This is a genomic window from bacterium SCSIO 12827 (assembly GCA_024397995.1).
In the GTDB taxonomy this organism is placed as follows: domain Bacteria; phylum Pseudomonadota; class Alphaproteobacteria; order Rhodospirillales; family Casp-alpha2; genus UBA1479.
This window is the reverse complement of record CP073746.1, coordinates 426,280-451,188: the sequence shown is the minus strand read 5'-3', so window position 1 is coordinate 451,188 and position 24,909 is coordinate 426,280. Positions and strand designations below refer to the sequence as shown.

Annotated in this window: 22 protein-coding genes and 1 tRNA gene; 11 read left to right on the top strand and 12 right to left on the bottom strand. The window is 63.5% G+C overall.

The features are described 5' to 3' along the window. Positions 1-11: 11 nt before the first annotated feature. The 3 genes from KFF05_02110 to KFF05_02100 all read right to left on the bottom strand — a co-directional run bounded on the left by KFF05_02110 (position 12) and on the right by KFF05_02100 (position 1,615). Complete coding sequence (locus tag KFF05_02110) at positions 12-737, bottom strand: sulfite exporter TauE/SafE family protein (protein UTW52201.1); 726 nt, start codon at positions 735-737, stop codon at positions 12-14. Positions 738-949: 212 nt separating this feature from the next. Continuing rightward, the gene (locus KFF05_02105; GenBank protein ID UTW52200.1) at positions 950-1,153 is read right to left on the bottom strand and encodes a cold-shock protein; all 204 of its coding nucleotides are present in this window, start codon (positions 1,151-1,153) and stop codon (positions 950-952) included. Between the two features lie 210 nt (positions 1,154-1,363). Continuing rightward, positions 1,364-1,615 (bottom strand): hypothetical protein, encoded by a 252-nt coding sequence (locus tag KFF05_02100; GenBank protein ID UTW52199.1) that lies wholly within the window; start codon positions 1,613-1,615, stop codon positions 1,364-1,366. A gap of 148 nt (positions 1,616-1,763) precedes the next feature. On the opposite strand from KFF05_02100, the gene KFF05_02095 reads away from it, so the two are divergent. From KFF05_02095 to KFF05_02065, 7 genes are all read left to right on the top strand, one after another. Beyond that, entirely contained in the window at positions 1,764-3,461 is a 1,698-nt protein-coding gene (locus tag KFF05_02095) for a tetratricopeptide repeat protein (protein ID UTW52198.1), read from the top strand. After that, positions 3,462-4,352, top strand: coding sequence for a 4-(cytidine 5'-diphospho)-2-C-methyl-D-erythritol kinase (locus KFF05_02090; protein ID UTW52197.1), 891 nt, complete (start codon positions 3,462-3,464; stop codon positions 4,350-4,352). 101 nt (positions 4,353-4,453) lie between these two features. Further along, positions 4,454-4,530, top strand: a tRNA-Gln gene (locus tag KFF05_02085). A 403-nt stretch (positions 4,531-4,933) separates the two neighbouring features. Then, on the top strand, positions 4,934-5,659 hold the full coding sequence (locus tag KFF05_02080) for a hypothetical protein (GenBank protein UTW52196.1): 726 nt from the start codon (positions 4,934-4,936) through the stop codon (positions 5,657-5,659). 362 nt (positions 5,660-6,021) lie between these two features. Then, the gene (locus KFF05_02075; protein UTW52195.1) at positions 6,022-6,420 is read left to right on the top strand and encodes a hypothetical protein; all 399 of its coding nucleotides are present in this window, start codon (positions 6,022-6,024) and stop codon (positions 6,418-6,420) included. Positions 6,421-6,422: 2 nt separating this feature from the next. Further along, positions 6,423-6,662 carry a hypothetical protein gene (locus tag KFF05_02070; GenBank protein ID UTW52194.1) on the top strand — a complete coding sequence of 80 codons (240 nt, stop codon included), beginning with the start codon at positions 6,423-6,425 and terminating at the stop codon, positions 6,660-6,662. Between the two features lie 20 nt (positions 6,663-6,682). Continuing rightward, on the top strand, positions 6,683-7,186 hold the full coding sequence (locus KFF05_02065; GenBank protein ID UTW52193.1) for a hypothetical protein: 504 nt from the start codon (positions 6,683-6,685) through the stop codon (positions 7,184-7,186). On the opposite strand, the gene KFF05_02060 is transcribed toward KFF05_02065, so the two are convergent. The 9 genes from KFF05_02060 to KFF05_02020 all read right to left on the bottom strand — a co-directional run bounded on the left by KFF05_02060 (position 7,180) and on the right by KFF05_02020 (position 20,627). Beyond that, positions 7,180-7,452, bottom strand: coding sequence for a hypothetical protein (locus KFF05_02060; GenBank protein ID UTW52192.1), 273 nt, complete (start codon positions 7,450-7,452; stop codon positions 7,180-7,182). The genes KFF05_02065 and KFF05_02060 overlap by 7 nt on opposite strands. Further along, positions 7,449-8,465: a DUF4424 family protein gene (locus KFF05_02055; GenBank protein ID UTW52191.1), complete on the bottom strand. Its 1,017-nt coding sequence runs from the start codon at positions 8,463-8,465 to the stop codon at positions 7,449-7,451. Before KFF05_02055 ends, KFF05_02060 begins: the two co-directional genes overlap by 4 nt. Further along, complete coding sequence (locus tag KFF05_02050) at positions 8,462-10,432, bottom strand: hypothetical protein (protein UTW52190.1); 1,971 nt, start codon at positions 10,430-10,432, stop codon at positions 8,462-8,464. The genes KFF05_02055 and KFF05_02050 overlap by 4 nt, the downstream gene beginning before the upstream one ends. Positions 10,433-10,445: 13 nt before the next feature. Next, positions 10,446-12,707, bottom strand: coding sequence for a hypothetical protein (locus KFF05_02045; GenBank protein UTW52189.1), 2,262 nt, complete (start codon positions 12,705-12,707; stop codon positions 10,446-10,448). Further along, positions 12,695-16,801, bottom strand: a complete 4,107-nt coding sequence (locus KFF05_02040) for a hypothetical protein (protein UTW52188.1) — start codon at positions 16,799-16,801, stop codon at positions 12,695-12,697. Before KFF05_02040 ends, KFF05_02045 begins: the two co-directional genes overlap by 13 nt. After that, positions 16,798-17,529, bottom strand: a complete 732-nt coding sequence (locus KFF05_02035) for a hypothetical protein (GenBank protein ID UTW52187.1) — start codon at positions 17,527-17,529, stop codon at positions 16,798-16,800. Before KFF05_02035 ends, KFF05_02040 begins: the two co-directional genes overlap by 4 nt. A gap of 587 nt (positions 17,530-18,116) precedes the next feature. Continuing rightward, the gene (locus KFF05_02030; GenBank protein ID UTW52186.1) at positions 18,117-18,974 is read right to left on the bottom strand and encodes a GntR family transcriptional regulator; all 858 of its coding nucleotides are present in this window, start codon (positions 18,972-18,974) and stop codon (positions 18,117-18,119) included. Positions 18,975-19,134: 160 nt separating this feature from the next. Further along, positions 19,135-19,626 carry a hypothetical protein gene (locus KFF05_02025; protein ID UTW52185.1) on the bottom strand — a complete coding sequence of 164 codons (492 nt, stop codon included), beginning with the start codon at positions 19,624-19,626 and terminating at the stop codon, positions 19,135-19,137. 26 nt (positions 19,627-19,652) lie between these two features. Continuing rightward, positions 19,653-20,627 carry a tripartite tricarboxylate transporter substrate binding protein gene (locus tag KFF05_02020; GenBank protein ID UTW52184.1) on the bottom strand — a complete coding sequence of 325 codons (975 nt, stop codon included), beginning with the start codon at positions 20,625-20,627 and terminating at the stop codon, positions 19,653-19,655. Positions 20,628-21,090: 463 nt separating this feature from the next. Here KFF05_02020 and KFF05_02015 point away from each other — a divergent pair, with 463 nt between their 5' ends. From KFF05_02015 to arsB, 4 genes are all read left to right on the top strand, one after another. Beyond that, on the top strand, positions 21,091-22,617 hold the full coding sequence (locus tag KFF05_02015) for a tripartite tricarboxylate transporter permease (GenBank protein ID UTW52183.1): 1,527 nt from the start codon (positions 21,091-21,093) through the stop codon (positions 22,615-22,617). Between the two features lie 223 nt (positions 22,618-22,840). Further along, positions 22,841-23,212, top strand: a complete 372-nt coding sequence (locus KFF05_02010; protein UTW52182.1) for a helix-turn-helix transcriptional regulator — start codon at positions 22,841-22,843, stop codon at positions 23,210-23,212. Beyond that, complete coding sequence (locus KFF05_02005; protein UTW52181.1) at positions 23,205-23,720, top strand: arsenate reductase ArsC; 516 nt, start codon at positions 23,205-23,207, stop codon at positions 23,718-23,720. Before KFF05_02010 ends, KFF05_02005 begins: the two co-directional genes overlap by 8 nt. Positions 23,721-23,766: 46 nt before the next feature. Next, positions 23,767-24,828, top strand: coding sequence for an ACR3 family arsenite efflux transporter (gene arsB, locus KFF05_02000; GenBank protein UTW52180.1), 1,062 nt, complete (start codon positions 23,767-23,769; stop codon positions 24,826-24,828). The last annotated feature ends 81 nt before the right edge of the window (positions 24,829-24,909 follow it).

The window sequence follows — 24,909 nt, the reverse complement described above, 5'->3', positions numbered from 1 at the left end:
GGTGCCCACCGTCATTTCACCGCCGTCCACAACAGGGCCAGGCCGGAACAGAACAGCATCACGTCCATCACGTTTTCGAAGACCTTCAGGCTGATGCGGGCCATCACCTGCTTGCCCAGGTAGGCGCCGACCATCATCGATCCGCCGACGATCAGACCCTGCAGGATCATTGGCCAGGGCAGCGCCCCCGCCTGCTGAAACGTCGCGACCTTGGCGATCATCAGGGCGAGGGAGGCCGCCGCCTCCGTCGAAATCAGCGCCCCCTTGGCCAGGCCGACCGCCAGGAACGCCGGGATGCTGAGCGGCCCGGTCGACAGCACGATGCCGCTGAGATAGCCGATCAACCCGCCGATGATCGCCAGTTGCCAGTAACGGATACGGATATCGCGGGCCTGCATCCAGCGCCGCCCGGGAATCATCAACAGGAAAAACCCGCCGAGCACTACTTCGACCACCGCCGGCGGCAGCACCAGCAGGGTCCGCGCGCCCAGGGCCGCCCCCGGCACGCCGAGTACGGCATAGGCCCAGAAGGCCCGCCAATCGACCTCACGCCACCAGGCCACGGCCTTGCCGATATTGCCCAGAACGGCGGCGATGGCCATGATCGGCACGGCCTGCTGCGGGCCGAACTGATAAACCAGGATCGGCATCAGCACGATGGAGCCGCCGGTGCCGACGACACCGCTGAGCGTTCCCGCGGCGACGCCCGCCAGCAGCAAGAAGATATAGCCGGTCAATTGATGGTCCCCCGCCGCGCCTTGAAGTCGGGCGGGATGGTAGCCGACGGACGGCTGTCACAAAAATGCAAAGAACGGGCGTCGCGCGATTTCCGCAAAGACCGGTGCGGAAAGCCCCCGAAAAAGGAAAGGGTCATCCCCCTTGCGGAGGATGACCCTGGAACCGTACTTCAACCCAGTTGAAGCTTGGATCTAGACTGGATCCTTTCGGATCAAGCTTCCTGCAGGTTCACGGCCTTGGGGCCGCGGGCTTCGTTCTGGACTTCGAAGCTCACCTTCTGGCCTTCGGCCAGACCGGACATGCCGGACTGTTCGACAGCGGTGATGTGGACAAAAACGTCCTTCGAGCCATCTTCCGGCGTGATGAAGCCGTAGCCCTTCTGCTGGTTGAAGAATTTAACCGTTCCAGTGGTCATGTACTTACAGTCCTGTACTAGTTGCCGGGCGGATGGTGCCACGACATGGTGAGATACCGGAACAGCAACCGCGCTTTCCGGGTGATCGACGCTTCCTGGGGTTGGTGGGGTTTTTGGATCCGAAGGGTCCGGTCACCGCCTGCCAAAACCGGCTGGGGCATAATCACGTTAAGATTCGTACTTTCGAACGCTCTTAAACACAAGCGAATTTTAACCGTTAACCGCAGCAGACAGCCATTTAACAGCCAATTCGGCGGCACTTCGCGCGGCATTTTCGTCGGCAAAAACCCGTCCCCCGAAACCGGCGGCGCCGGACCAACCGCGGGGGTCTTCCGGGTCACGGCGGTACTCTTCGAAGCCATGGGTGCCGTCGGCGCGGCGGAACAGATCGACGCAGCGCGTGCCGTCGCCGTTTTCCAAAGACGCGAGAACCAGGGGCCGGGAGGATCGGGTGATGGTCATCGCCCTATTATGCGCGACTGCCCTTTTTTCGCCAAAGGATACAGCGACAAGGTATAAGGCCGCGAGATATGGCGGCCCGGACCGGCGTCGGCTAGACTGATTTCCGGTTACCGCCCGTCCCCATTGATCCCGAGGTTCGAGACCGCCCGTGACCCCATCCCGCCGCCTTCGCCGTTCCCTCGCCGCCGGAGTGATCTGCGCCGCCGCCCTGGCCGTCTCAACCGGGGCCGCGAACGCCAAGCCGAACGCCAAAGAGGCCTTAAGCGCCAACACCTTCATCGGCAACTATCTCGCCGGCCGCCAGGCCCAGCGCGAGGGCGACCTGGGCGCCGCCGCCGAATTCTACGGCGCCGCCCTGAACCAGCGCCCGGATACCCCCGGCCTGCTGCGCCAGACCTTCATCGTCAACCTGGTCGAAGGCCGCGTGGCGACGGCCGTCGGTCTGGCCCGCGACTATCTGAAGGAAGACCCGGACCAGACCATCGCGCAGTTGACCGTCGCCATCGACCATATGAAGCACAAACGCTTCAAGGATGCAGAAGCGTTGCTGAGCAAGCTGCCGGACGAAGGGCTTTCCGTATTCACCAAGCCGCTTCTCGTCGCCTGGTGCCTGTACGGACAGGGCAAGGCCGAGGAGGCGCTGAGCGCCCTGAAGCCGCTTGAGGACAAGAAAGGGATCGAAAACTTGGTGGAAATCCACGAGGCGCTGATCCTGCAACTGACCGGAAAGACCGAGGAAGCGGGCAAGCTTTTGACCGGTGTCATCGAACGGCAGTCGCCGCCGTCGTCCCGGGTCACCCATCTTCTGGGCGCCTTGCTGGAACGCGCCGGCGACACCGAGCGCGCCAAGGCCATCTATAACCTCTACCTCAGCGAACATCCCGTATCGCGGCTTATGGATACGGCCATGAAGCGCATGGCGGCCGGCAAGAAACCGCCGCTCGCCATCAAGAACGCCCGCGATGGCGCCGCCGAGGCGCTGTACGACATCGGCTCGTCCCTGCGCCGCCAGAACGCGCATGAGACCGCCATCGCGCTGATCCAATTGTCCCTGTACCTGAAATCCGATTTCCCCGTGGCGCGTTTCATCCTGGCCGACGTCCTGCAATCGGACGAGCGTCTGGAACAGGCCGTCAAGGAATACGACAGCGTCGACCCGGCCTCGGCTTATGGTTGGAGCGCCCAGCTCCAGGCCGCCGCCCTGCTCGGCGACCTGAAGCGCACGGACGAAGCGGTCAAGCGCCTGGAAAAGCTGGCCAAGCTGCGCCCCGACCTGCCGGACCCGCACCTGCATCTGGGCGACGTCTACCGGCGGATGGAAAAGTATCCGCAGGCAGCCAAGGCCTATTCGGCGGCGATCGAGCGCGTGAAGGACCCGCAAGCTCATCATTGGAGCCTCTATTACGCGCGCGGCATCGCGTTCGAACGCGCCAAGCGGTGGAAGGATTCGGAAAAGGACCTGCTGAAGGCCCTCGACCTGCGCCCGGACCAGCCCTATGTGCTGAACTATCTGGGCTATACCTGGATCGACCAGGGCGAACAGCTGGACCGCGCCACGGACATGATCAAGAAGGCGGTGTCTCTGGCCCCAAACGACGGCTTCATCGCCGACAGCCTGGGCTGGGCCTACTATCGCCAGAAGCAATACGACAAGGCCGTGGCCGAACTGGAACGCGCCGTCGAACTGCGGCCTCAGGATCCGGTGATCAACGACCACTTGGGCGACGCCTACTGGAAGGTGGGGCGCAAGCTGGAAGCGCAATTCCAATGGAAGCGCTCGCTCTCCCTGGACCCGGACAAAGACCTGATCCCCAAGATCAAGGCCAAGCTGGACAAAGGTCTGTAGGTGGCCGACGCCATCGTTAGCGTCGCGGCGCCGGCCAAGCTGAACCTGTACCTGCATGTCACGGGGCGGCGGGATGACGGCTATCATCTGCTCGACAGCCTGATCGCCTTCGCCGACGTCGGCGACGAGATCAAGGCCCGGGCCGCCGCCGACGGCTCGCTGACCCTGACCGTACGCGGCCCCTTCGCCAAGGATCTTGCCGACGAGGCCGATAACCTCGTGCTGCGCGCGGCCAGGCGCCTGCGCGAGGCTGCCGGGATCACCGCCGGCGCCCATCTGGTTCTGGAAAAGCGCCTGCCCGTGGCATCGGGCATCGGCGGCGGATCGGCCGACGCGGCGGCGGCGCTGAAGGCGCTGTGCCGGGTCTGGGGCATTGAGATGGCGGAAGCAGACATGCGCGCCCTGGCCCTGGAATTGGGGGCCGACGTGCCCGTGTGCTGGGTCGGACAGGCCGCCTTCATCGGCGGCATCGGCGACGAGATCGAGACCGCCCCATCCCTGCCCCCGGCCCCCCTGGTCCTGGTCAACGCCAAGGTGCCGGTCTCGACCCCGGCCGTGTTCAAGGCACGGACCGGCGGGTTCCAGGCCGCGGACCGATTCCGGGAAACGCCCATCGACGCGGCCCATCTGGCCTACCTTCTGAAAGCCCGCGGCAACGGCCTGACCGAAGCCGCCTGCGCCTATTGCCCGCCCGTGGCCAAGGTGCTGGATGCCCTCGATGCGACGGAGGCACCGCTTCTGACGCGCATGTCCGGATCGGGCGGCACCTGCTTCGCGCTGTACGAAACGACGGAGGCGGCGCTTGCCGCCGCCGCACGGCTTTATGACGCGGAACCGGACTGGTGGGTCGCCGTCGGCCGCCTGGCGCCGCCCGCCGACGGGCTAAACTGAGCCGCACTCACCGTCGTTTCAGCAGCCCGCATCCCTTGCCCAGGGCCAACAGATGGTCTAAGAAGTCGGCCCGTCCCTGTAGGGGATGGACACCCGGCGATTGGGGCGTGGTGAAGTGGCTTAACACACCGGTTTTTGGTACCGGCATTCCCAGGTTCGAATCCTGGCGCCCCAGCCACCATTTTTACAATAAATTCAATATCTTATTGTCGGAAACATTTTAGTTTGTCCAATCACAGCTTAGATTGTCCAAATGACAATTTAACTTGTCCGCTTCCGCACCAAAATTCCTTCATATAGAAAACGGTAGAAAGCGCCGGAGGCGTCCGGATTTTCCGTCGATTTTTTTTGCCTTCCAACCGTTTCCCGGAAATTTAGAAGCCGAGCAATGCTAAATCCGTTCCGGATTTGTCCGCGCTTGAAATCGGGCGCCGCATCCAGTATCTAAGGCGCAAGCGACAACCATACCTCACATAGCCGCGGCCACCCGCGGACATCAAAGCGCGACAGCGAAGCTGGCCCGCGCTTTTTGTGCTTGTCGTTTGCTCTCAAAAACCCAAATCAATCGGGAGGCAGAAGTCATGCGCAATGACATTGCCAAAGTCATCGTCGAGCGCCCACGCCAGGGCGGTCACGGCGCGCGCAAGGGGCGCGCCTTGCGTAACCTCGAACTGGCGCGGAACGTGGTCGGCATGAAGCGTGCGGCGTCCGAGTCCGGCGACCGTAAGACGCTCAACGAGAACCTCGCACCGCTCCGGCGTTATTTCGGCCGTCAGGTCGGGCGCCCCTGGAACAAGGTGTGGTCGGAGGTCTGCGCCAACCTCCGGGTCACATCGACCGTGCAACAACATGTCCGCGACCACATTTGCGACTTCGTCGCACACGAAGGTGTTTCGCGGCGCGACGGCCAAGTGTACGTGCACTCGTACTGGGGCGGCAAAAGACCACTGGAAAACTCCATATTTGAGTTCTGGGTCGACCCGGCAACCGGGATCCTTCGCCGAAACAAGAGACAGCAAACCTACCGCATGAAGCAGAAGGCGCGCCAAGCAGCATGGGTCGCGGAATTGCGCAAACGGATGGTCGAACGCGACACCTGGCATCAGTTCCACCTTTTGGACGATGGCGCTTGGTGGGAAGTTGCGCTGGAACAGGAACCCCCGAAACCGCCGGTAGTCGATGTTGTCTTGAGCGCGGGTTTGTCCGCCCTCTCGCCTGGGCGACTGTACGGCCGTTCAGGCGTCTACGCCGTCGGCAAGCGGCAGCTTTCAAAGAAAGAGATCAAACGCCTGAAGCTACCTCGCTAGTCCAGAGCCTGAGGCGCGATAAGTTAGGCTTCAACAAGGTTCTGCATTTGGACGAATAGCGGACTAATGAACTTTGACCTTCCCCTGTCTGCAATTGACCCTACGCGGACACATCTGTCGGGCGTCCCCAGGCCCGCAATCGCTGTTACGATGGCGCTTGGAACGAAGACCGTTCCCTTTGTCCCGCGCATGGACGACAATGTCCGGGCGAGCCAGGGAGGACAACAAGGGTGCGGACCGTTCGGATCGATGGCGTCCGGCGCGGCGGCAGAGCGACAACGGTTCTTGCTTGGGGACTGTTTCTCGCCACAGCCGCATATGTCGCGACGGTTCCCGGTCAAGGGAAGTTTCAATCCGTTCCGGTGATTGCTGTTGTCGCCGGGTTGCTGGCCCTGGCCATCGCGGCTTCCGTGAACGCCTGGGCGATCGCGCGCGGGCGCGGGGGCCTGTCGATTGAGCCTGACGGGCTTCGGTGCTTCACCTGGTGGGGCGGGGCGCGGTTCCATCCGTGGGATGCCATCGAGCGGTTCGACGTTCTGTTCGTCGATCCCAACGACGGCCAGTCCAGGGAACAGGTGGGGTTCTTCCGGAAATCGGATAACGCCCCCCGCCGGTTCGTGCCATTTTCCGGTGCGCTGGACCTTCCGAACCGCGATGCGGTCGCCATCCTGGAGCATATGCGGCAATTGCCGCCGGAAGCCCGCGCGGCCTTGCCCGACAACCTGGAGACCCTGCGTGCCCAGGCGCGGGCGGCGGCCTGAGCTTGCGCGCATTCTTTGCCATTGTCGCCGTCCTGTTCGCAGCACTACCGGGCGCCTGCGCCACATCGGCGGTCGATGCGCCCCACGGCACACCGTCATGGCGCGAGGGCTGGGCCGACGGGTGCAACTTCGCGCGCGGGATGTCCGGCTGGGGCACGGGCTGGACCGTCGATGTCACACGCCGCCAGTCGGACGCCGACTATGCGGCGGGGCTCAACGCCGGGGCGCGGTATTGCGGATAATGATGTAAAAGGAACGGACAATGCACAGACATTCGATCCTAGTCGCCACCTCCGGCGCGCTTCTTCTCCTTGCGGCCTCCGTCGCCGATGTCGACGCAGGCAGCGGCGGCACGGACGATCCTCTGGCCGTCCTGAAACGCATCTACGTCCTGCCGAATCCCTATTTCGACGCCTTTCATGACCGGGACGAACGTCCAAAGTTCTATACCCGCCGCATTCATGAACAGGCCCTCAGGATGGAGGCCTGCGTCTACCGCCAGTTCAAGATGGAGCATCTGGACTACGACTTCATCGTGCCGGGCCAGGATTACAACCTGAGCAACCTCAAGATCACCCTGGTCAGCCGGTCGGGCGAGGAAGCGGCGGCCAAGGTGGCCTTTGCCTCCATGGGTGAAAACCACGAAGTAACGCATTCCTTGCGTCGCGTCGCGGGGCATTGGCTGATCGACGACAGTGCGTTCGCAAGCGGCGATAGCCTGTTCGAAAGCCTAAGCCGCCCATGCACGCCGGCGCGGCCTCAGTAATCCAGAACGAAGGCCCCCGCGAGCAAGACCAGCACGACTGCCGCGACCGGCGCCGCATGCCGCCATGTCAGCCCGGTCCGGCGCAAGACCCAATCGACGGCGACAACGCCCGCGAAGTGGATCGGATAGGCGATCCAGTCGGTGTCGTGGGTCAGAACCCCCAGATACCCCAACAGCCAGACGCCGCCGACGAACACGATGACGCCGGTCAAGGCGATCCCCGCCCCCAGGGTGTAAGCGGCGGCCGGGCCGCGCGGGCCGGTCATGGCCGTTCCCCCGGCGGGGCGGCTTGCAAGATCGCGATGGACAGATCCTGGTCGGGGACGAAATCACGGGCGGAAAACGTAAAGGCCGTGGGACCCGACGGCGTCAGCGGCCCGGGCCAGCAGGTCGCCAGGACGTTCCCTGCCCGGCCCTTGTCCACGGTCAGGCGAAATTCCCCGATCGGCCCCGCCCAGAACGCGGCCGTGCGCAGGACGTAGCCGACCTGGCGCACGGTCGGCGCACCCAGGTCTTCGGTCATCTTCAGCATCTCGGCCCAAGCCGCATCGCTTGGACAGAAGGCGTCCCGGAACCATTGGGCAAAGGACTTGTCGGCGCCGGGGCTTGCGGCATGGGGCGTGAAGACGAAGGCGCCGGAGATCGGCCGGTAGGCATGGCGCACAACCGTCCGCCCGCCGGCCTTGAAGACATGCCGCCAGACGTAGTTGACCCGAAACTTCCATTTCCGGCTTTCGAAATTTCCCAGCAGCCCGAGGCCCCGGAGTTTCTCTTTCAGCGCCGCCGCATCCCCGTCTTCCGGATCGGTCCAGGTATCCACATAGGCCGGTGCGTAGGGGAACAGCGGCAGGCCTTCCTTGCGGAACAGGCCGGTCAGGTTGCGCCCGTCCAGGCCGATGACCTCGACGATTTCCTCTGCGTCGATGGGCCTGCCGTCCACCGTCGTCTCGAACACCGCGAAGCGACGAAGCGGCGGCCTGTCCGCCCAGCGGTGGTCCACATCGTCGACGAAGACGTCGGGAAAAGGGAAACCCATGGTCAAGGCCTGGTCGCGGTTCGAGGTATTCTCGAACACATACCGCACCTCGATCCGGTCGGGGCTGACCCGCAGGTCTTCCTCAAGTATCCGGACGTGGGGCGTCTTCTCAAGAACGATCCCGCCGGTCGATATATTTATGACGCTGTCGTTGGCCGATGCCCCCGCCGCCAGGCAAACGCACAGCCCCAGGCCCACGGCCAGGGTTTGGACGAAGCCGGCCCGCCGGTCGGCGGCCGTCAATCCAGCACCTTGCCCGCCGGTTTGGCCTTGACCGGTTGGGCCTTGACGGGCTGGACAGCCGGTTTTGCCGGGGCGGCGGGTCTGCTTCCGGCCAGGGCCGTGACGCCGACCGGATTGCCGTTGAGGTCGACATAAGCCGCCGCCGGGCCGGGGGCGGGGAATTTGGGCAGCTCGCTTTCCTTCTGCCCCAGGATCAGGGCCATCTGGCGCGGCTGCGCCCGGCCCAGGGGCGCCAGCAATTTGGGATACCAAGCGAACCACTTGCGCACCTGGGATTGCTGCAGGACCTCCCGGTGCGGCACCAGGGCCGCCAGGCCGCCCTGCAGGTCGCCGTTGGCGGCCAGGGCGTTGGCCTTGGCCAGGGCCGCGTACATGGCGCCGAAAGGAGCGTTGCTTTCTTTCTTCGGGATATAGAGCGCCGCCACCTTTTCCGCCGCCTGCAGGCCGATGGCCGGATGACCGTTGGCCGAAGCCATCAGGGAAAACACCAGCATCGCCTGGGCAAGCCGCGGGTCTCCCGCGCGGGGGGTGTCGGCCTTGATCGCCGTCAGCACCCATTTGCCGATGCGGTCGGCGGGAATGCCGTGCTTTTCCCAGTAATAGACAAGGCGCCGGGCGTTGACGAGCAGGGACGGCGGGTCGGCGTTCAGGGTCTTCTCGAACTCCGCCGCGGCAAGATCGGGGAACCCACCCTCGGCCAGTTCCGTCGCGGCCGACCAATGTTTTTTCGCCATCAGGTATTCGGCAGTCAACGGCGTCGACGCGTCCCATTGCCCGGCATTCAGGCGGATGACCCGCCGGCTGTCCGGATCGAAGGCCATTTTCGCCGTCTTGTCGTGAATCCATTCCTTGTCCCGATCCAATTCCACCTTCGGCAGGAATGCGACCTCGGCCGTCTTGCCGTCCGCGACCTGAACGACGGTCCCGCCCATGCCGGTGATCAGGTTGGGGCCGTCCAGATAGAAAGGCGTGCTCAGGGTCCCGAGGGACGCCAGCACCCGTCCGCTGACATCCCGGAGTTCCAGTTTGGGTAGCTGCTTCCTTTCGAAAGAAAAGTAGAGGTACCGGAGATCGCGGCCGGCCGACAGAAACTTAACCTCATGTTCCGTGTAGGAGGTCGGCCAAGGAAGGGATAGGTCCGCATGCCGCGTGGTTTTTCCGCTGTCCGGGTCGATGCTCATGATCTGGGTGCGGGGCTGTATGTTGCCCTTGGTCTCGATCAGATAGACCAGTTCCCCCCGCGCGGGGGAATACTGGAACGAGTTCTTCGTGCAGGCGTTGTTGACCACGCCTTGAACGATGTTCCGGTTCGTAAGCTTGTCCCGCCCCATGATCGTTGTATGGGAATCCCCCTTCGACAGCACGAAAGGATCACCCTGAGAGGCCAGATCGGGAAAGGAAAACCGCATCAATCGGTCTTCCGCCTTTGTATTGTTGTTCGACATGACGATCTTGACGCAGGCATAAAGGCTGCCTTTGCCGTCGACGGCCAGCCCGCGCCAGTGGGAAAAGAACGAATCCAGTCTGTCTGCGATGACGTGCTCCGCACGAAGCGTCCCTGTCGTTCCGTCGAACAATTGGAGGATCAATTTATTCTCTGGACTCTTGCCGGCGAGCGCGACGAGCACGCCGCCGTTGGTCGGCACCGCCACATCGACGCGGGTCATGCCCGTCTCGAAGGCGGGCCCCTTGGCCTTGCCGTCGGCCGACGTGAACAACCGGCCCAGGGCGAGCGGCGGCTTGGTCTTGGAAGTCGTATTGGGGGTATTGTCGCCCAGAGTTACGAAATGGCGGCTATCGGGGCTGAAGCCGTAGTCGAAATACTTGAACCCTCGTTGCGCCTTGATCGCGTCCGTCCAGGCGTTGTGATCGGCGGCGTCGGCCAAACCCGCGCGGGGCGTCAGCATCGATACCAACGCAACGGCGGCGGCGAGGGTGATCGCTGCTCGGCGGAAGGGGAACGTCATGATCAGGGCCTTTCTAGTCGAGAACCTTGCCCACGGGCTTGGCCGGCTTCGCGGTCTTGGCGGCGGGTGTGGGTTTTTCCTGGGGTGCGGCTGCGGCGTCAGCCGCCGAAGCAGGCTGGATCATGTTGCCGTTCAAATCCGGATAGGGCACGGGCGCACGGTCGTGGGGAATCCGGGGGGCGCGGATATCCGTTTCCTTGCGCCCGGTCAGATAGGCGAGTTTCCCGCGGTCCTTGAATAGGGGCGCCGTCGCCTGAGCAAAATCGAACAGGGTATCCACAGTCAACTTCATCTTTTCCGGTTGCAGGCCGCCCGCCGCCAGGATCGCGGCATAGCCCTGCTCCGCTCCACCTTCGGCGGCGGCGATCGCACCCTCCAGCAGGTTGGGATAGGCGGCGGCCGTTTCCAAGATATGGCCGGTCTTCGAGATGTTTTCCGTCATGACGTTCTTGAGGACGGCCAGAGCCTGACGGGCGATACCGGGGTGTCCCGCCTGAATGGCGAGCAGCCCGAAATGCATCAGGCCCATAACCCTTTGCCCGCCCTGCAAACGGCTGATCCGCCGTGGCGTGCCCGCCATGGTGTAAGTGGTGGCCACGCCATTGCGGGACAATGTCACGGACACCGAGGCCCAATGGGCGACGGCAGACAAGCTGCGATCCAGGGCCCTCTCGGGCGACAGTCCGGCCTGGTAGATGGACGCGCCGTTGACGCTTTCGATGATGTCGGCGACGCGCGCGCCGGCAGCCTCCAGCGGGTGGTCCTTCATCCGGAATCTCTCGAGGGCGAGTTTGCCCTCCGGCGTAACCTTGGTGACAAGCCGCAGATTGACGCCTTCGGCGTAGGTCGGTTTCAGCATGGCCTGCGCCGCGAGCACCCGCCCCGCGTCGGCCAGATCGACCTTCAGCTTGCCGGTACTGACGTCCTTCGCCAGATCGACCGGATCGGGATGGACGATCCCCTGGAACAGGGCGGGATCGCGGGACATGGCCGCGATCATCTTGTCGGCGCCGATCTTGGAAAACCCGTTGCGCCACAGCCCCATGCTTTCGCCGTGCAGCGCGGCCGCCGCCATCCGCCCGCCAGAAACCCGATGAACCTTGACCGTATCGGCATGAACGGCGACCAGATCGTCCGTGCCGTGGACGAAGGCGGCGGCCCGCAGGCCTTTCCCATGAACATGGAGAACGCGAACCACCCCGTCCTTTGCCGGATGAAGGACGATCAGATAGTTGCCGTCCCGGGCGGGGATCAGGCTGACGTCCCGGTTCGCCCCGCCGAAGAAACGCAGACCCTTCAGCCCTTGTTCCGTCCGGTCATGCCTGACGCCGCCGACGGCGATATCCCGCAACGGCGACTTGGACGACGCGCTGCCGAGGGCACGGTCCTTGTCGATGGCGACCATCGAGGCCGTCGGCGCAAGGCTGCCGATCGCCCCGTAGATTTCGGCCGGCGCGTTGTCGAGTGTCCGGCGGACCATGATCGAGTTTCGCACGTAGCCGGATCCGTGCTTGCCTTGCTCCTGATAGCCCCGACGGATGAGGGCCTCGACCATCCTGCCGTTCGGTGCCAGCCGGAAGCCCATGGCGCCGTCATACGTCGTGTCCTGGCGGGGCATCAGATAGGATTTGCCCGCTTCCTCCAGGTCGCCGGGCGTGATCTTGAACTTGTGGATGCGCGGGTTGTAGGTCCGCATACCGCGGTCATCCAGTTTGACGCGGTAGGTGCCGCAGGCGTACAGGTTCGCGCCGGTGGCGTCGAAATCCAGGCCGCAGGATCTGGAGTTGCCCGCATCGCCAGGCAGGATGCGTTCGCCGTCACGGCTATCGTCCCTCACATCGTACAGCCGCACGTAAAGCGGGCCGCCCCGAGTGTCGCCGTCCTCCTTGCGGATCAGGGCGACATGGCGGCCGTCGGGACTGACCGCGACGTCCTGATCGAACTGAAACTCGTGGCCTTTGTCGAAGGTGAAACTGCCGATCAGGGCCGTGCCGCCGCCGTCCAGCACGCGCCACAGGGTGACCCGGCTGCTGTCCTTGTCGATGGGGAACTCGGCGGCGAAATGCCGGCCGCCGAAGGCGAAGCGCACGGCGGCCGCCCCCTTGCTGCCCTGTTCGGCGACATAGGCCTCATAAGATTGCGACGTCGGCGCGTCGGCACGAAGCGATTGACCCGGGCCAGCGGCGCAAATACCCGCGACGGCAACGACCAGGGCGCGACGCAGGGCGCGCGTCATCGGGCAGGTGTGGTCCGGGCGGGGACTTACATCATGCATTTGGCGACCCTCCTGCTGTCCTTCCAAACATCCACTACCTTCGCCTCCACGCCATAGTTCCGCGATTTCGATCCACTGATTTCCCGTAAGGCTTTCTGCAGGTTGCCGGGCTGGAAGACGTTCATCCGAATGCCGCAGATGGTCGCCGTCGCGGTTGGGCCGAACATGCCGTGGGTCAGATGGTCCCAGTTCGAGCCGCTCTTGGATTTGAGTTGGGCGACACAGCCGGGCTGCGTTTCGGCGACAAGGTTGATAAAGGCGATGTCTTCCCGCGTATGAGGAACGTACTTGCCGTTCTCGTAGATTTCGAAATGAACCCGCAGGGCGCAGGGTCCCCCGCCGGACGAAGATGACGGTGCCGGTGCGGCGACCGACCCACCCGACGGCGCGGCCCCGTAGGGGCTATAGCCGGGCTGACGAAGCTTCTGCATCGCCTGCATCATCTCTTTTTCGCGCTGCCTGTTCTTGGCCTCGATCTCGGCCTGCGCCTGGTTCTGTTGCTGCCGGATCGCCGCCATCTGGTCATTGAAGTTCTTCAAGGCACCCGAAAGATCGACCTTCGGTTTCGGTGCCAGTTGTTGCGGCGGCGCGGCCTTGGCGGCGGGCGGCGGCGCCTTGTAGGCCGGTTTGGGATCGGCCTTGGCGACGACTTTCATCCGCTCGATACGGCCGCTGGCGCTGCCGCGGGCAGTGCGGCCCTTGGCATCAGTCACCGTGGCGGAGAGAGTAAATGACTCGTCGTATTTGTCGGACCCGTTGACGCCCGTGGCGATGCCGGTCAGCCGTCCGGTCTGGTGCAGCACCAGCCCCGAGGGAGTGAGCGAGACCGTGAGCGGTTCCTCGAACCGTTCCGGCGGATAGACCCGGTAGGGGACTGCCTCCCCCGATTTCAGGGAATGAGGCATGTCGATCGCGACCACGTAGGATTTCAGGGTGAAGGCCTGCTCCGCGCGCAGAGGTTCGCCGCCCTTTGGCGTCAGGGTGACGGAGAACACCCCATCCTTCTTGACCGTGCCGGCCTCGATGGTGACGCCGACGCGTTGCGTCTTGGGATTGCCTTTGAGCGGACGCTCAACGCTGGTCTCGTATACGGTCTGGCCCCCGCTGGTGACCCGCAGGTCGGCCCGCACGCCGGGGACGCCGTCGGCCAGGGCGTAATAGACATAGAAATAAGGCGCCTGGTCGACGTAGAGGGCGGCGGGTTCACCACCCGGCTTGTCGGTGACGACGATACGGTCGATCCGCGCCGCCTGATAAATCTTGAACCCAGCGTCGGCGCTGGCTTCCTGACGGGTCGCGGCGGTCAGTACATGGGTCAGCCGCACGCGGTACTCGCCGTTCGGCAGGTTCTCGGGCCGGAACTTGAAGGTCGTGCGCTCGGTCGAGCCGGCCTCGGCGAACTGTTGGCGCTTGCTCAGGCCCGGCATGGGTTTGCCCGCACCGTCGAAAACCTGCCACAACAGTTCGGAAATCGGCGGCGGCCCCTCGGCGGCGGGAAAGGCGACGTCGCTGTGGAACGCCAGGACCTGCCCGTTGGTGACGGGGCCGGAAATGGCCGGCCCGCCGTAGTCGTTCAGCGCGCCTTGCACAGACAGCTTGCCGACCTTCACGTCCTTGGCCTTGAAGTTCACCCGCCAGGCCTTGTGGCTGACGATACGGCCCGTGCCTTCATCCACGATCCGCGCGGTCAGATCGAACCCGGTGCCGCCGATGCCGTCCGTGCGGAAGCGGATCAGATGGGCCTTGGGATCGGTGCCCGGGACCTTTTTGTAGATGGTGTCGTTGACATACCATTCGACCCGGTGCCCCGCCTGCCATTGCCCGACGCGCGCGCAGACCACGGCCAGGATACGGCCCGGCTCGATCGGCCCGTCGAGCGCCGGGCCATCGAAGGCATCCAGGGTCAGTTGCGACACACCGAGGCCGACGTCGGCAGCGGACATGCCGGTCGAGAAGTTGGTTTCCTCCCGCGCGTGGACGACGCCCCGCGCGTCGCGGAGCATCACGCGGACGGTATAGGTCCCGGCGGGCCAGCTTTTGATCATCAGCTGATAAACGGCGGACAGAGGATTGGCGGCAGCAGTCTTCTTGACCGGGGCGAAGGGCTGCACCGCGCCGTCTTTTTCGACCCGCCATTCGACGGTGAAGGCATCTGTCCAGGCATTGGTCCGCGCCAGGGTGAAGGACAGCGCCGTACCGTCGGCGACGTTACCGACCAGTGAACTGCCCCCCGGCGCGCCGACCCAGGCCTTGATCGGCGGCAGGTCGAACGCCGTCGCCCGCCCGGCGGCGGCGAAGCGGGACGCCTCCAACAGCGCCGTCTGGGCATGTAAGCGCGCATCCGCCGCCTGTTCTGTGCGGATGGCCTCGACCAATTTCACGCCTTCCTCGGTCGCCAGGATCGCGTCGGTCACGGGTTTTATAATCGCCGCATCGGCGGATTTGGCGACGAGCCGGCCGGTCACGTTCAGCAGCTTGCCCAGGGTCCCGGCATCGGGATCGCCCTGGTCGAATTCCTTCGAGATCGCCTCACCCAGGTCGCGCATGAAACCGGGCGCGCCGGTCGTTTCCAGGATCGCTGCGGCCCCGGCCTTCATCCGACGGACAGCAAGACTGTCACCCTCGGCAAAATCAATGTTGGCGTTGCCGCCCTGTTCGGCCTCGGCCCAGACTTTTTGATAGTTCAGCGCGACGTTGACCACCGTCAGGGCATAACCCGCGCCCTGGGCGATGGCGCCGGGCTGGGGGGCTGCCGACATGGTGTTAGCGAGGTCCGTCAGCGCCCCCACCGGGTTGAACGCCAAAGTCGCTTTATCATACAGGCCGTAGGCTTTCATCGCCGGATGGTCGGGCCGGGCTGTACCGGCGCGCACGTCGTCGGGAACAATCAGTTTCGGGCGGCGAACCTCGGCGCCGTCGCCGGCGGGCCGGGGGCTTTTCGGTGGGCCGTCGCCCTCGACATGACCGGCGATCAGATCCTCGACCGCCACCGCGCGGGGCGACTTGGACTTGTCCAGACCGACCGCCGCTTCCTGTTTACGGATCTGTTCCAGGATCGCCTTGTTGCTTTCGCGCGAACGGTTCAAACGTCCCTCGACGCGCGCACGGGTTTCGGGATCGGAAATGCTGTCGGCCAGGGCCTGTTGCACCTTTTCCTGCAACTGGGCGCGGCGCAGGGAATGGGCTTCCTCGACGGCGAAGCGGTCGGCGGCCTGGGCCTTCCAGGCGTCGACCTTTTGTTTGACGACCTCCGGGCTGTCGCCCAGATCGGCGATCCCGGCCTCGTAGACATCGCCGTAGTTGCGCAGCACGTTCGCCTGCTCGACGACCTGGACTGGCGGCAGGGACGACGATTTGGGGGCTTTGATATCGTCGAACATGCCCCGGCGCAGGCCGGGGTCGTTGCCTTCAAACATCTTGCTCAGGCTCTTGCCCATCGTCTTCAGGTCGTCCGGCTGACCGCCGTGCCCATACGCATGGGCGAACTTCTGCCTGTTTGCCAAGGCCCATCCGGTTTCGTTGCGGACCGCGTCGACATTGCCGGTCGCCTTGCGTCCGCCTTCTGGGTAGAAGGCATCGGCGTCGGTCAGCTTCATCTGCAGGCGTTCGGGGGTTTCCGGCAGCCAGAGCGTGGTGTCCGTCGCATGGTTGACGATCTTATGGCCGAAGACCTCGACATTCGCTTCGCCATACTTCCCCTGCCATTGCTTGAGCACTTCATTGGCGGCGGCATCGGTCCGCGCCGCCAGGTCGACATCGGCGCCGACGTCGCGCGGGCGTGATCCGGTGTTGAGGATCTCGCCCTTGTGCTGCTTCAGCAGGCTGTCCAGCTCGGCGCCGCGGCCGTCCTTACCCAGCATTTCGCGCTGAATGGCCGCCTTGTCCCGGCCATAGGCGGACAACAGATCCCGGTAAGCGGGCGAGGACTTGTCCAATCCTTTGGCCCGCGTGCCGTAGGTGGCGGTCAGGTCCTGAAGCTTGGACTGCTGCTCGGCCCGCAGGATCCGGATGTCATCGTCGGCGATCCCGGGGGTCGACACCAACAACAGCCCCGTCAACAAGGCCGCGTGGAGAGCGGGGCGTGTCCGGGTCATTTCGCCGCCTTCCGCCATTTGGCGCGCAAGTCGACCCAGGTCTGAGCCTCTTCGCCGGACAGCACCGTGTTCATGAAATAATCGTCCAGCCGGTCAAGCCGCGCCTGCCAGAAGCCGTCGCCGGTGCGGTCCAACAAGTGCTTGATCAAGATGCCCTGGGCTAGGCCCACAGCCGGCCAGGCCTCCGGCCCGACCAGTTCGTCGTAGAAAGCGACGCCGGCCTCGACCTCTCCGCTCAGGATATAGACCAGATTGAGCGGGCCCAGGACGTCGGCCTCGGCGGCAAGCGGGTAGCGGCGCAGGGTACGTTCCCACTGCGCCCGAGCGGCGTCGAACCGCCGCTGATTGAATAGCGCCTGCCCCAGCCCGATCCCCGAGGCCGCATCGCCGCCGCCGACCGCGAGCGCCTGGCGAAAGGCTTCCTCGGCCAGCGTCTGGGTCAACGGCCAGTCAGGCACCATCAGCAGCCCGGCGCCGTACACCTTCCAAGCTTCAGGATTCCGGGGCGCCAGCTTGGCCGCCGATTCCGCATACAATAGGAACCTCTGGAACGTCGGTCCCCGCGTATCGTCGCCGGCCAAGCCGCGAAGGATCACGGCATGGCGCAGCCGGGCATCGCCCAGCCTACGTAGGTTCTCAGGCGTCGGCGCCGCTTTGACGGCATCGGCGAGGGGTTTTTCATCGGCGAATGGGGGATAGCTCTCTCCTGCGCCTGCGGAAGGCGCCATGCCCGCGAGAAAAGCAGCCAACAGGGCTGAAGCGAAAAGGGGTCTTGTCTGCATCGGCTAAATTCGACGTCGATACGGCCGCCGGGGTGTGCGGGCCGCATCGGATTGGCGAAAACCGGAAGAATCTCCCGGCGATGACGGTGGATTGTACTTTAAGTTCCCTTTGTGGAGCCCGACACGCGGCCCATTGAAGACCGCATACGATTAGTTGAAATTTAGATTGATCTTATGAGTTGACGGGCGGCTAGCTGTGATGACCATCACAGCTTTCTACATTGTCGTGAAATATTCGCATTTTCTTAGTTTGCCTCCGCTAGATGCCCGTTCGCCTACCGCGCGTAACTGTCTTATAGCGCTGAGAAAGGATGGCCGCATTAACGTGCCCACATGTGCGGGCCCAGATAGGAAAACTCTTTAAAATATAGATGCCTATTTTCCCGGACCATTAAAAAGTAGATCGCGATATTTTAAAAGCCAGATACCACACATCCCGCACCAAATTGGCCGATCCTTAAAAACTAGATTCGTTTCCTACAAACTCGCCGGAAACCGCTTAGTTCGAGCGGCCGACCACAGGCCTTTGGGCCTTACCCCAGAATTTCCAATTCGTAGGGCGTTTCGGGCACGACGATGGTCTGATAGGAAATCGGCTGGTCGCGGAAGGTGAACCCCAGAGCCTTGATCAACAGCCCGTGCGATCCCGGCGCCACGTCGATCAGGGGGGCAATGTTATCGGTGATGGTGGTCGATAAAACGCGGTGAACGCCGCGAAAGGTCGGCGCGTTGTAGCGCTCATGAAGAAAGATGCGGATGTTCTTCTGGGACAACAGATCGTAGGGCACGTCGAGCAGCGGACGAAAGCGCGGCCCGTCCAAATGCATTTCCGAATAAACCTTGAAGTCCCGCATGTCGTTGAGGCGGCGGATACGGATATAGCTGGGTGCGAAGCCCAGGAAGTCGGCCCAGGGGCCCTGCTCGCTGATCTCGTCGATGGACAGGATCTTGCTTGCCCAGGGCAGAAGGTTCCGGCCGTCCAAGGTGCGGAAGCGGAAATGCCAGATGCTTGAGCCCAGTTCCCGGGCGTCGGCGACAAAGGTCCCCGCCCCCCGGCGCCGTTCCAGAAGCCGCGCGGTGACCAGTTCGCGCAACGCGGCCTGAACCGTGCCCAGGCTGAGGTGCAGGACGAGACTGAGTTCCCGTTCGCCCGGAAGCTTGTCACCGGACCGCCAGAAGCCGCGTTCAATCAGGTTGAACAAGGCGTCGCTCAGGGTATGGATTTTGGATTCGCCCCGCTGCGCCACGGCCCGCGTCAGCGCGGCCTGCAGGGCCTGGATGCGTTCATCCTGGGCCAGGCGTTCAAGTTCCGACGTCTCGGGCTTTCCCGTGCCGCCCGCCGCAGGCGCGGCGGCGGTCTCGGTGGACGCCGTCCCATCGGAAAGGCTCAATGCGGAGTCCTCGGCTCGGGCCATGGATGCGCTCCCTGGATAGGTCCTTTTTTATCGTCCGGCGGTCGCACCGGGCCGTTGCCGGCGACTATAGCGCGAAACGACAGCCGCTGAACCGCGCAAACGACGGATGGTTCCAGCGCCGCCGCAAGGCCGAAGATCACGCACCCGCGGCCTGACGCAAGGCATCAATCCAGCGCCCGGACGGCAAGGCGAGTTTGAACCCCAGGTCGAATACCAGATAGCTGACTGCCAGGGCCCCCGCCGTCCAGACGGCGATGCGCAGGGGCTGGCGGATGCCCAACAGAAAGAACGAGCCGGACACCGCCAGGGCGCCGCAGATGAAAAATCCGGCGTATCCCAGGCCAAGGACGAACAGGCCCCAAACCCCGGCCAGCAGGATCAGGCGTGGCGGCTCCCCACCCCCGCCCACGTCCAGGAAGGGGTCGTCTTCCGTCGCCGTGGACGACGCACTGGGGATGCCCAATGCAGCCAAGAGGATCAACAGTATGGACAGGCCACCGATCACGAAGGCGGCGATCGCCGCCAGCGTGGTGTGATCGCCGTGCCCTCCGGCGAATCGCGGGATCAGGACGAACCAGAGCGCGAAGGAAAAGGCGAGAAGCGTGACGCCGGCGACGGCGTCACGCAATCTCTCCTGCTTTGTCGCCGTCGGCGTCATTCGCCGAGGTAGGCCTTCAGGGCCTTGGCCTCGGTGGTCAGGCCATCGAGGTACGTCATGTATTCACCGCCGGGGCTCCAGCCGGGGATCAGGTCGCGGGCCTTGAACTTCTTGTGCGTGTCCGGATCGGCAAGCGCCTTTTCCACGGCATCGGCCAAAATCTTGAGCCGGTCCGCCGGCGTGCCGGACTTGGCGGCATAACCGTAGGTCATTTCCGCCAGGTGTTTGGCGCCGACTTCGGAAATGCTTTTGACGCCGGGCTGGCCGACTTCGTCCAGGTTGCCGGGGCTGAGCACACCCAGAATGTTCAGCGTGCCCTTGCGCGTGGCGCCCAGCCAGGCGCCGGTCCCGACGCCGGTTTCCGCCGTCGCGACGTGACCGCCCAGGATGGCGGCGGACCCTTCAGCGCCGCTGCGGAACGGCACCAGACGAATTTTCAGATCAAACTGCTTGGCGAAGGCCTCGACCGTGCGCGCCGCCCAGAAGGCGCCGCCGTCGGCGAAGGTGACCGGCTTATCCTTGGCGTAGGTCATCATCTCTTCAAGCGTCTTGAAGGGCATGTCCTTGCGCGAGAACAGCACGCGCTGCTGCACCATGAAACGCCCGATGGGGGAGAAGTCCTTGAGGCCGATCTTGCGGTCGAGCATGACCGCGGTGACATAGGCGGAGGACCCGAAGCTGGTCATGGTGTAGCCATCGGCCGGCCGTTCAAGCAACGATGCCCAGGCCAGGGTACCACCGGCGCCCGGTTTGTTTTCGACCAGGACGTCGACGCCCAGGATCTTCTCCATTTTCTCCGCGAGAATGCGCGTCGATACGTCGGTCATCCCGCCGGGACCGTAGCCGATCAGAATGGTGATGGGTTTTTCGGGAAACGCCGCCTGAACGGGGGCGGTATTGAGGGCCGCGGCAAGGCCCGCGGCCGTGAAGGCCATGGCGCCGAGAAGGCGGCGGAAACGCGTGATAGCCATGTTCGAAACACTCCGTGTCTGGGTTGGTTTTATTAGAACGAAGGAGTTCGTGGCGGCCGCCGCGTTGCGTCACCGCATATGTCGATTGAATAAGGTCTATTCGCCCGAAGACGTTCTCCTATCTGGTTGTTTGGAGGTTTCCGCGGCTTTTTTGGGGAGCCGTCCCCTGGGTCTTTCATCGACCTTCTGAAGCGAATTACACCATAGTTTTTTAAGTTGTCAAGTTGCGGCGGAATTCGTAGGTTCGAGAAACGGATTTCCGGCGGATCAACACATCCGCCACGGCCAATGGCGTGCCAGGATCCCATTCCAAATCGGAAGAGGAATCGAAAAACGCCATTATCTATTTGAAATAACAAAATATTTTCAGCCCTAATAATTTGGGCTGGTCAATCGGCGCGCTCAAGAACGCCGTGACACCGTTTGGAGGAACGCTTCAGAACAACAAGACAAAGAGGCTTCCTTGCTCGCAAATCTCACAGCAGCTATAGAGTTAGTTGCCACCGTTCAGAATTTGGCCTTTTCCTGCCTGGGGATCATCCTGGGGTTCCTGTTCGGGGCCCTTCCCGGCATCGGCGGAAATGTCGCCATCGGCCTGTTGATCCCGTTCACCTACTACCTGGATCCGGTGGTGGGCATCGTGTGTTTGCTGGCGATCGGCAAGGGCACCAGCTTCGGCGGCAGCATTCCGGCGATCCTGCTCAACATGCCGGGAACGTCGCAGGCGAGCTTTACCGCCATCGACGGCCATCAACTGACACAGAAGGGCCAGTCCAAGAAGGCGCTGCACACGGCGCTCTACTCCTCGGTCATCGGCGATCTGTTCTCCGATATCGTGCTGCTGCTGGTGGCGGCCCCCATCGCCGCCGTGGCCCTCAAGGTCGGGCCGCCGGAATATGCCGCCATCGTCCTGTTTGCGTTGTTGATCATCGGCGCCATGGTCGGCTCCTCGCCGATCAAGGGCATGATCTCGACCGGGTTCGGGTTGTTGCTGGGCACCGTCGGGCGCGACCTGTTCACGGCCAAGGCGCGATTCACCTTCGATATCGCCAACCTGGACGACGGGTTCGCCATCGTGCCGATTCTTCTGGGGCTGCTGGTGTTTTCCGAGGCCTTCGTTCAGCTGCGTAAGGAAACCGGGGGCCACCACGAGGACATTGCGCTCAACGGCATGGCCCTGAGCCGCGGCGGTGAATCGCTGAAGATTTCCGAACTCATCCCCTTGTTGCCGACCATTCTGCGCTCCGGCGCCATCGGGACCTTCATAGGTGCCACGCCCGGCCTGGGCGCCACTGTGGGCGCGTTCCTGTCCTATCTGACGGCCAAGCGCCTGTCGCGGCCCGAAGACAAGATCGGCCAGGGCGGCCTGAAGGGCATCGCCGCGGCGGAGGCCGGTAACAGCGCCGGCACCGGCGCCAATCTCATTCCCCTGGTCACCCTGGGCATTCCCGGCAATATCGAGGCCGCGCTGGTCCTGGGCGCTTTCATGATTCATGGGCTGACGCCGGGGCCGTTCCTCATGGAACAACAAGGGCCCATCGTCTATGCCATCTTCCTCAGCCTGATCGTCGCCAATCTGCTGCTGATTTCCATGGGTTTCGGATTCATTCGCCTGGCCCGTTATGCCTTGGCCATCGACAAGCGCATCCTGTTCCCCTTGATTCTTCTGGTCGCGACCATCGGCGTCTACGCGACAACGCGCCAGATCTTCGATGTTGGGGTCATGTACCTGTTCGGCGTCCTCGGCTACGCCATGCGCCGCGCCGGGTTCTCGCCCCTGCCCATGCTGATCGCGTTCCTTCTGGGGCCGTTGCTGGAGGACGGGGTGCGCCGCGCGTTGATCATGTCCGGCGGCAATCCGGTGATCTTCCTGGAGCGTCCGATCTCACTGGTCTTCGTCGGCTTGGCGGCGCTGACACTGGTTGCCATGATCTGGCGCGGCGTCAGAAACCGGCAGATCGCCGCCGCGGCCGCATCGGCCGCGGATTGAATAGCGCCTGAATAATATTGGTTCCTATTCAGACACTTAAACCCGCGCTCCAAAGGTCGCGCAAAACAAAGCGGATTGACGCCCTTGGGCGTCAAAACCTCCATCCGCGGTTGGCTGATGCCGACATCGGCCTTTTTGGCCGCTCCATGAAGTTTTGATGAACCGGCATGGATCAGGCGATAGATTTCTTGACTTGATTTCTTATTTCGGGAAAAACCGAATTATGAACGATCAAGATAATTACGTCGCCCTGTTCGCCGCCCTCAGCCACGACCTCCGCCTGGCGGTGTTTCGTCTGCTGATGTCCGCCGGCCCGAGCGGCCTGCCTGCGGGGGACGTCGCGAAAGCGTTGGACGTTCCGCCGTCCACCTTGTCGAGCCATTTGGCGCAAATGAGCCAAGCCGGTTTGCTGCGGTCGACGCGCCGCCGGCAGCAGATTCTCTATGCGGTCGACGTCGAAGGGACGCGGCGCCTGATCACCTACCTGACCGAAGACTGCTGTGGGGGCCGCCCGGAAATCTGCGGCTACGGAACGCCCGCACTCCAAACCCGCGCCGCTGCCACATGTAAGGAGAAGGAAACCTCCGATGAATGACAACGACATCCCGTTCAACGTTCTGTTCCTGTGCCGCGGCAATTCGGCCCGCAGCATCCTGGCCGAGACCATCCTGAGCCGCCACGGCGCCGGCAAGTTCAAGGCATTCAGCGCCGGCAGCCAGCCGGCCGGACAGGTCCACCCCTATGTGATCGACCTTCTGGGCCATCAGAATTATCCCGTGTCGGAATTGCGGTCCAAGGATTGGTCGGAATTCGCGGAACCGAATGCGCCGAAGATGGATTTCGTGTTCACGGTTTGCGACCAGACCGCCAATGAAGTTTGCCCCGTATGGCCGGGACAGCCCATGACCGCCCATTGGGGCATTCCCGACCCTGCCGCGTTCGAGGGCACCGAAGCGGAAAAGCGGGCCGTGTTCGCGGAAACCATGCGCTACTTGACCAACCGGATTAGCGTATTCGTGAATCTGCCGATCCGCTCGCTCGACAAGCTGGCCCTGCAAAGACGCCTCGACGAGATCGGCCGCCCCATGTCGGACAGCGCCTGAGCGGCACGCATCCCCTGAAATCAAAGACTAAGAAAAGAACTCCCCCATGTCCCTTTTCGAACGATACCTCTCCCTCTGGGTCGCGCTCTGCATCGTCGTCGGCGTTGCGTTGGGCCACTTCCAGCCCGGCATCTTTCAGGCGGCCGGCGCGATGGAGATCGCCCAGGTTAATCTGCCGGTCGCCGTTCTTGTCTGGCTGATGATCATTCCCATGCTGGTAAAGATCGACTTCGGCGCCCTGCATCAGGTCAAGGAGCACTGGCGCGGCGTCGGCGTGACCTTGTTCATCAACTGGGCGGTGAAGCCGTTTTCCATGGCGGCCCTGGGCTGGCTGTTCATCGGTCATCTGTTCGCACCCTACCTGCCGGCCGACCAGATCCAGTCCTACATCGCCGGGCTGATCATTCTGGCGGCGGCCCCCTGCACCGCCATGGTCTTCGTCTGGAGCAACCTGACCGGGGGCGAGCCTCATTTCACCCTCAGTCAGGTCGCCGTCAACGATGTCATCATGGTGTTCGCCTTCGCACCCATCGTCGGACTTCTGCTGGGCCTGTCGGCGATCACCGTGCCGTGGGAAACGCTGTTGCTGTCTGTCGTGCTCTACATCGTCGTGCCGGTTATCATCGCCCAGGTCCTGCGCCGCCGCCTGCTTGCCCGGGGCGGCCCCGAAACGTTGGCCGCTGCCCTTGACCGCATGGGACCGGCATCCCTGATCGCCCTGCTGGCGACGCTGGTCCTGCTGTTCGGTTTCCAGGGCGAACAGATCATCGCCCAACCCCTGATCATCGCGCTCCTGGCTATTCCCATTCTAATCCAGGTCTATTTCAATTCCGGCCTGGCCTATCTGTTGAACCGGGCTTTCGGGGTCGACCATTGCGTCGCCGCACCGTCGGCGTTGATCGGCGCCAGCAATTTCTTCGAACTCGCCGTCGCCACCGCCATCGTGCTGTTCGGTTTCGAATCCGGGGCGGCGCTGGCAACCGTCGTCGGCGTGCTGGTCGAGGTGCCGGTCATGCTTTCGGTGGTGAAGATCACCAACGCCAGCAAGGTCTGGTACGAAGCCGGAAACGCTGTCCGGCGCCGCATCGGCGGACAGCCAATGAAGTAGACCGGCGTCACTTTTTCGGTTGGCCAACCCATCGCAAGTGAAAATTACATATGTTTTTATTTTTTACATATGTTACTATCC